Here is a 7731-nt window from a genome sequence, read left to right as displayed (position 1 = left end):
CAGCGATGTGGTTGGCAACAAACCTGTGTTTTTTAGGCCCGGCACTGTGGAGCTGTCTTTTGATGAATCCTGGCTCATGCGGGCGATTATGGCGGCTGCCGAGGATGATCGGGACAGCCTGGCATTCCTGATCCGCTCTCGCATACCGAAAATCCACCAGCGCCATATCAGTTTCCTGATCAACGGAATTTCCCAGCAGTTTTCTCGGGCTTAGAATGGTTCTAAAAGTTCTTGCCTGCGTAAAAAAGCAGGTTATATAAGGCGTCAAGCGAGCCAGCCTGACGCCAGCCAGCAAAAAAATTGCACCCGGAGTAATACGATGACCCAGACGGCGATGGCGCTGAATTCTGACGCGAAAGCAGCAATTGCAGAGGCTTTGAACCAGTCAGTGGCGGAAACCGCCGTAACAACAATGCTGGCGCAGAACTTTCATTGGAACGTCAAAGGCATGTCGTTTGGTCCGCTGCACGATCTTTTTCAGAAAATCTATGAGGATCATTTTGTCGCCCAGGACGATCTGGCGGAGCGTATTCGTGCGATAGACATGCACGCAGAAGGCACTTTGGCCGGGATGATCAAGCGGTCCAAGATTGCAGAACATGATGGGCATGCGACCGACAAGGACATGATTAAGATCATGCAGGACGCGCAGGAAACTCTGGCAGCGACGCTTGCAGGTTGTGGTGAACTCGCAGCTAAATATGGCGACACGCTGACCGAAGATCTGTGCATCGCGCGCGGCCAGACGCACGAAAAGTTTGCCTGGTTCCTGCGATCGCATCTGGCATAACAGCGACTGCAAACCCACTCTGGCCAGGGGCGGGCCTTACGGCCTGCCTCTTATTTTGCGTGCTACTAAGGAGGCCTACCCTCGTCCCTCAATCGTGATGCTAAAACTGCGTTGTGCTCTTGGCGGTGAGGGATGAGATAGTGCGGCAGGACTTTACGACCGGATCATCCAGTTCCACTTCTTCCATGCGCCTTGGAACGACGTTTAGAACGTGGTTCTTGCGTTCAAAACTCCGTCCTTGTAGGTGGGCAAGAGCGCAGTCTCCTGCTGCCCCTACCGGCCAGAGATCATGCTCAGTATGCTAAAGGATTGCAGGCGGGTCACAACCCGATATGGAAGATGCCCAAAGGTCTTCCTCTCAGCAATCGTTCCAGCAGCAACCGTGATTTGATGGCTATGTGTCCACACACGAAGGAAAGCGTGTTTCTTTTTGAAGGCGCGAAATCAGTTCTTCGTCCGCCTTATAGATGATGACTTCATCCGCGTTCATTGCGGCAATATCGGGTCGTTCATCCAAAACCTTGAAGACATTTTTTGTGTATGGCTCGAGGCCTCGCTGCCCTAACTCGGCAAACAGAGCCATGAGCATGTCAACGTCCGCTTGGTAATCCATTGTTAATCGATAAGGGCGGACAAGCTCGGATGGTAAATCAACGATGTTCAGCTTGAAATGGCTTGGATTTGTTTCAAAGTACCAATTCATATACTCCGACATGGGTGCTGCGCCCAAAACGCGGATGACTTTGCGCATTGCCTGCACATTGATGATGTGAACGCCGGTTCCAACGGCCTCTTCCTTTGCCCGCGTGAAGTCTGCACCAGTACGCAGATGACTTTCAATCAACAGATCAGCAATCTCTGGTGACGTCACCGGATTGTCTGCCGTCACCCTGACAATGATGTCGATACCTTCCTGGTCTGCTGCGTCGAGGTAGCGTAACATGACGTCCTCAGGATCGCCGCGCAGACAACCGACGCGTCCCGAAAGTGTATGGGTAATCAGCGGATCATCTTGTTCAACTGTGGATGTTGCTAGGATGACCCGCTGCGCGCGCGAGATACGCAAGCAGTTTTCAAGGCAACGATCGAGGGCTGGCACACCGTCAATCTCAATTTTGGGTTTAAACTTCAGACGCGTCGACTTCATGCGGCAGGCAACGACGACGGATATGTTAGCGTCCCTAAAGTCCTTGCGTTGGACACCACGGCCGGCCGTTATGTCTTCTGCCAGAACACGAGCTCTAGCTTGTTCATGACGAATATCGGCCAAAGAGAGTACAGGCGCAGCTTGCCTTCGAAAAACGACCTCCTCCGCAGCAACCAACGTGCCTGCTGACATATCGACAGCTAATGCTGGTTGCTGGATGGACTCCGCGAGGTACCGTTGCTCAGATGCTGAGATAAACACAGGTGCAAAAGCCGCTGCCGTCTTTTCCAGATGGCCCACCATCTCTACCACTTCAGACATCTCTAATGCAGAGTATGCGTCATACTTGGTGTTTGAGCGCGCGATACAAACGTGCTTTTCGATCAGCGCGCAACCCATCGCAGTAGCGACTGCGGGTACGATGCGCGCGTAAGGATCCGCAGCCGACACATGATCTGCAAATCCCATCCGGTACTCCGGAAATGCTGCGCGAACAACGGCCAGTTTGTTCAGCATCGTGTCTTCGACAGCTGTTGGATAGCCCTGAAATCCTACTTGCAACGTGATATTCTCAGGTCGCAAACCTGATGCGGCAACCCTGTCCAGACAAGTCTCTATCTGTTCGATTGATAGTCCCGAAACATTCAGGATCATGCGCAAAGTCTCTGGCTTAGCAGCGCGGATAGATGCCAGTACCTCAGTATTCTCGACCATGGATGGCTGAAATTTAATGCCGGTCACTCTGTCGCGACTTGCTGCAAGAACGTCACCACAATGAGCATCTGCCATTTCTAGCCACACATCTAAGGGTTGGGCAGCCGCGATAAGACTACACCAGGCCTCGGTGGAAATTTGCAGTTCTTGATAAATTGGATATGCAAAGAAATCCTTGGTCGCCAGTTTGTCAGCAGCGATGGCATGAAACTTGATGCCTTTTGTCCCACTGTAGACCAAGTCATGGGCATGTTTTATTAGTCGTTCAAGTTGGAGTGGGGAACCACCGTGAAAGCTGGCCGTCTCAAGTATGAGATCGGGTGTTTGCATGATGATGCCTCCAGTCTTCGTTCGCTGCCAAGTTAATGTGTTGCGCATCGCAATCCTTCATACAATGAAAGCTGCTCAACGACCGGCCACCTTGGCAAACTCGGCGTTTAACGCCATTCTTCCAACATAGAATGTTATTGTGCTTAGCCGTGGTCAACCGGAAGGATGCAAGCGACGAGATGACCGTTGATACTCCGATCAAACCGACGCAACTTATTGATGTTTCGCCAGGTCAGGCATGGAACGAGTCGACAAAAGTGGCCGAAACGTCCAAGCATGCGGCGTTAACTCGTGGCGGATTAGCAACGACCGATCAAGATCAACCCAAACCACCAGGGACCGGACGGCAGCCTCGCAACAGGTCGCACGCTCGCCTTAGATGGATGGGGTTGGTCAGATTCCTACTCTTCGTCGTGGTACCGACAGGGTTGGTTAGTCACTACTTCTACAATATCGCAACGCCACAATACGTGGTCGAAACTCAGTTTGCAGTGCGTGGTTCAAACGCCCCATCTCTGAGCCTGCTTGGTCTTTCGGCATTGCCGGGGGCGAGTGGTCAGGCGGCCGACTCCTATATCTTGCAAAGCTATATCCGCTCCCAGCAGGTCGCTCGCGACATCCTTAACATGCAAGACTATGACGTGAGGCTAGCGTTTTCGCGTCCCTTTATCGATACGCTCAATAGGATCGAACCGGACCTTCCCTTCATAGACCTTGAAAGCTACTGGCAGCGTCGAACTAAGGTCGAATACAACACCATTTCGGGTAACACGACGGTTCAGGTCTTTGCCTTCACACCGCAAGACGCATTAGACATCTCCAACGCGATCGTTAGGCAATCAGAGCATCTGGTCAATAGTCTCTCAGATGAGTCCCGCCAGCAACTGATCAGTACGGCAGAAGAGGAAGTGCAACGCACCGAGCAACGGTTGAGAGAAGCCCGCCTGGAAATGCAGCGTTTTCAGAACGAGACCCAATCAATAAACGCAGAATCTCTAGTACAGGTCGAGGTCGGCATCGTTGCCACGCTTGAAGCGAGATTGACGGAACTTCTGACAGAGCGACGCACCCTCCCAGCCACGATACCCGAGAATTCTCCTCTGTTGCTGGTATTGGATCGGCAGATCAGAGCGACCGAAGAGCAGATCGCAGCACAGAGACTGCGAATCGGATCCGGTAGCAACGAAAACAGCGATGAGGGCAATATCGCAAACGTGGCCAATATATTCATTGAACTCTCTACAAATCAGGAATTTGCCAGCGAAGCTTACGCTGTAGCTCTTGAATCACTCGAAGCTGCCAAGGCAGATGCACGGCAACAAGAGCGTTACTTGGCAAGCTACATTCCCCCGGAACTGCCAGATGCCTCTAGGCATCCAAAACCGCTGCTCTACACAATTATTGCTGGATTGTGGATTTTCTTCAGCTGGTTGGTCATCACCTTCCTGTGGCGCACTATCCGCGATCACATTGCCTGATCGGGTTGCTACTTATCATGGCAGAGCTCAAACTCCAAAGCGCGGATGCGAACCTGATTAGAGATCTTCAGGATCGCCAGTCTTTCTGGCCAGCATTCGTCGAAACACTAAGGGTCACCAAAGCGATGGTGCAGCGCGAGGCAATCACGCGCTATGGAAGTTCCCGGCTTGGCTACTTGTTGGCCTTTGTCGAGCCAACACTTTATTTTCTGGCGTTCATTCTTTTGCGTACCTTCATCAGGGATAAGGTGCCGTTCGGTGAAAGCGCGGTTCTCTTTCTCATTTCGGGTTTCATCACGGTGCGTGTCTTCATAATGGTTTCGCGCCGCATCATGTTCTCAATCACTGCGAACCGGACATTGATGGTTTTTCCTTCTGTCACGCCGTTGACCGCGATGACGGCGCGCGCGGCAATCGAGACATTCACTATGAGTACGATCCTGGTAGTCTTTTACTTTTTCATAATCATTGGAAGCGAAAGCACGCGGATCAACGACCTAGTAGAGATCACGTTCGCTGCGCTGGCCCTATTTGTGCTGACCATTGGAGTTGGGTTTTTGAATGCGGTCATCGTGTCATTGTTCCCAAGTTACCGCATGATCTACTCGATCATGAGCCTGCCGCTGTTGATCACCTCTGGTGTCTTCTATGTGCCCGCCCTCTTGCCAATCGAACTTGCAAACATCATCGCGTGGAATCCTGTTTTGCATTGCGTCGAGTGGTTCAGGGTGGCGATATATATTGACTATGTCGCCACACTCGACAAATCATATCCCGTTCAACTGGGACTTATCTGTGGTGGGATCGGTATTATCTTCAGTCGCGCCTTCCGTGTCCGCATTCTAGACTGATCCATGATCGTATTTGACAAACTGACAAAGCGTTATCCACTTCAGGGTGGAGGTCACGTCACCATACTTGAAGAGTTTTCTGGGATCGTGCCGGAAGGGGTGAATATTGGGATTCTTGGCCGGAACGGCGCTGGAAAGTCAACGATGATGCGGTTGATCGCCGGGAGTGAGCAGCCGACCTCCGGGAGCATCTATCGCGATGGCCGGATCTCTTGGCCGCTTGGCTTCTCTGGGGGGCTACATCCGGCTCTGACCGGTCGGCAAAACATGCGCTTCATCGCCGATCTGTACGATCAAGATCTAGGCGACATCGTCACATTTGTAGAAGACTTTGCGGAAATTGGGCGGTTTATTGATCAACCCGTCGGCAGCTATTCGTCAGGTATGCGCGCGCGACTGTCTTTCGGGATTTCTATGGCGCTAGAGTTTGACTACTATCTGATTGATGAAGTCATCGGTGTTGGGGACGCTTCGTTCCGGCAAAAATGTGATGATGTTCTCACGCTCAGGCGACAGACAACGTCGATATTTCTTGTATCTCATTCTGCTCGGCTTTTGCGACAGTTCTGCGATATTGGTGGGGTCATCCAAAACGGGAAGCTCACCTTTTACGAAACATTGGAGGAAGCGATCGAGGTGCACGCCTTCAATCAGAAAGTTGTTGCAATAGATGCATGATGCGCGCCGGCAACGTCAAACAGAGCTTGTGCTTGGTACTGCTCAATTGGGTATGGCCTATGGCGTGACCAACAAGACCGGTAAACTGGGTCAAGCAGACGCCGTGGACCTGCTTGCACTTGCGCGCAAACAAGGCATCCAATCAGTCGACACTGCGCGGGCCTATGGGACAAGTGAAGATGTGATTGGCTGCTACCAAAGTGCGGTCGAGCTGGATGAAAGGTTCCAGGTACTCACAAAACTAGACCCGGGCATAAGCAAAAAAACTACCGCCATCGAAGTTGCAAAAGCGACCCAACTGTCACTGGATCAATCACGTAAGGCCTTGGGGGCCAAACGCCTCTCATGCGTCATGCTACACCGACCGGACCAGATTCTTGGTAAAACAAATATCGTGCGCGATGTATTGCAAGAGCAGCAGCGTGAAGGTCGCATTGGCAAGATCGGTGTTTCTGTATCGGAACCATCTGAACTCTTAGCTGTTTTACGTCTTCCCGAAATTCAGCATGTCCAGTTCCCATTCAACTTTCTTGACCACCGCTTTGAAAACCCAAGCATTACGGCGCTGATTCATGAAAGGAAAGACGTCACCGTTCACGTGCGCTCAGTTTTCCTTCAAGGTCTTTTGGTAGCGCGGCGAGAGAATGTACGATACGAACGTTTGGGAACAGAAGGGATTGTTTTACGAGAATTTCTAGAGACGCTTGAGGGCCTCTTTGAGAAGATCAGTGCAGTTGAGATCGCGCTGAATTACGTAAGGTGCATGGACTGGATTGATGGGATCGTTGTCGGCACTGCCTCTCGATCAGAACTTATGCAGATAGCTGCGGCACATGCTGCACCGGTCAACGAGCAGATGGTTCTTACTATTCGAGCGCATCGACCGAAGCTAAGTGCGCATGTTCTAAATCCAGCAAATTGGCCAAGAGATTGGACATAACAACCGCTCAACAGGAACGATCGTTTGGGTCGGGTAAGACCGTTGTTCTGACAGGAGCAGCAGGATTACTAGGATCTGCAATGTCGAAACACCTGATCTCAATGGGCTATCACGTCGTGGGTGTTGGTCGCGATCAGGACAAACTTGACGCGCTTAAGCTTAGCTTGCCGAATGACAAACAGTCGTTTTTCCATCCTGCTGGCAATATCGATATTCGTGCATCAGAAAGTGTTGCTCATCTTTTGGGGAGACTGAGCATCAAGCGCCTGAGCGGGTTGATCAATAACGCGGCAATTGGCAAAACCGGGTCCTTTCGCATGTCCCGAAAGGATGACTTTGTGTTTTCCTTGGATATGCACGTGGCAAGCCTCGCGGACGTCACCCACCAGTGCTTGCCATATCTTGAGGCAAACGCCGCACTTGGCCATGAAACAGCAATCGTCAACATATCATCCATGTATGGCACGGTCAGTCCAGACCCGCGCATCTACGGATCAGAGGCTACACGCAACCCTCCGGCCTACGGTGCGAGCAAGGCGGCAGTTAACCAATTGACGCGCTACCTAGCATGCGAACTTGGGCCTTTAGGTATCAGAACAAACGCGCTTGCCCCCGGTCCTTTCCCAGCAGCAACAAACTCTAAAGAATTTGTGGAAATACTTGCGGCCAGGGTCCCCCTCGGCCGGGTTGGGAGGCCAGAGGAAGTCGCAAGAGCTGTTCACTTTCTTCTTTCGCCGGACAGCAGCTTTATCAATGGGGCAACCTTACCCGTCGATGGGGGGTGGACAGCGTGGTAAGCCGGG

7 protein-coding genes and 2 pseudogenes are annotated in these 7731 nt (G+C 51.9%); 8 read left to right on the top strand and 1 reads right to left on the bottom strand.

The window, feature by feature from the left end; genetic code table 11:
* The 3 genes and pseudogenes from SLH49_RS15785 to SLH49_RS15775 form a co-directional block, all read left to right on the top strand.
* Window positions 1-214: pseudogene (locus SLH49_RS15785) on the top strand (hypothetical protein); the annotation flags it as partial.
* A gap of 105 nt (window positions 215-319) precedes the next feature.
* Window positions 320-790, top strand: a complete 471-nt coding sequence (locus SLH49_RS15780) for a DNA starvation/stationary phase protection protein (RefSeq protein WP_320270118.1) — start codon at window positions 320-322, stop codon at window positions 788-790.
* Between the two features lie 277 nt (window positions 791-1067).
* Window positions 1068-1181, top strand: a pseudogene (locus SLH49_RS15775) (IS5/IS1182 family transposase); the annotation flags it as partial.
* Between the two features lie 3 nt (window positions 1182-1184).
* Here the strand turns inward: SLH49_RS15775 and SLH49_RS15770 are convergent.
* On the bottom strand, window positions 1185-3029 hold the full coding sequence (locus tag SLH49_RS15770; RefSeq protein WP_320270117.1) for a cytidylyltransferase domain-containing protein: 1845 nt from the start codon (window positions 3027-3029) through the stop codon (window positions 1185-1187).
* A gap of 131 nt (window positions 3030-3160) precedes the next feature.
* Here SLH49_RS15770 and SLH49_RS15765 point away from each other — a divergent pair, with 131 nt between their 5' ends.
* From SLH49_RS15765 to SLH49_RS15745, 5 genes are read left to right on the top strand one after another with little or no spacing between them, the layout of a single operon-like run.
* Window positions 3161-4459, top strand: a complete 1299-nt coding sequence (locus SLH49_RS15765) for a hypothetical protein (RefSeq protein ID WP_320270116.1) — start codon at window positions 3161-3163, stop codon at window positions 4457-4459.
* Window positions 4393-5310: an ABC transporter permease gene (locus SLH49_RS15760; protein WP_320270115.1), complete on the top strand. Its 918-nt coding sequence runs from the start codon at window positions 4393-4395 to the stop codon at window positions 5308-5310. The genes SLH49_RS15765 and SLH49_RS15760 overlap by 67 nt, the downstream gene beginning before the upstream one ends.
* Before the next feature lie 3 nt (window positions 5311-5313).
* Window positions 5314-5988, top strand: coding sequence for an ABC transporter ATP-binding protein (locus SLH49_RS15755; protein ID WP_320270114.1), 675 nt, complete (start codon window positions 5314-5316; stop codon window positions 5986-5988).
* Window positions 5981-6928, top strand: coding sequence for an aldo/keto reductase (locus SLH49_RS15750; RefSeq protein ID WP_320270113.1), 948 nt, complete (start codon window positions 5981-5983; stop codon window positions 6926-6928). Before SLH49_RS15755 ends, SLH49_RS15750 begins: the two co-directional genes overlap by 8 nt.
* Window positions 6907-7725, top strand: a complete 819-nt coding sequence (locus SLH49_RS15745; protein WP_320270112.1) for an SDR family NAD(P)-dependent oxidoreductase — start codon at window positions 6907-6909, stop codon at window positions 7723-7725. The genes SLH49_RS15750 and SLH49_RS15745 overlap by 22 nt, the downstream gene beginning before the upstream one ends.
* Window positions 7726-7731 lie beyond the last annotated feature (6 nt).

The sequence above is a fragment of the Cognatiyoonia sp. IB215446 genome, from assembly GCF_033963825.1.
GTDB lineage: Bacteria > Pseudomonadota > Alphaproteobacteria > Rhodobacterales > Rhodobacteraceae > Yoonia.
This window is presented reverse-complemented; position numbering and strand designations above follow the sequence as displayed.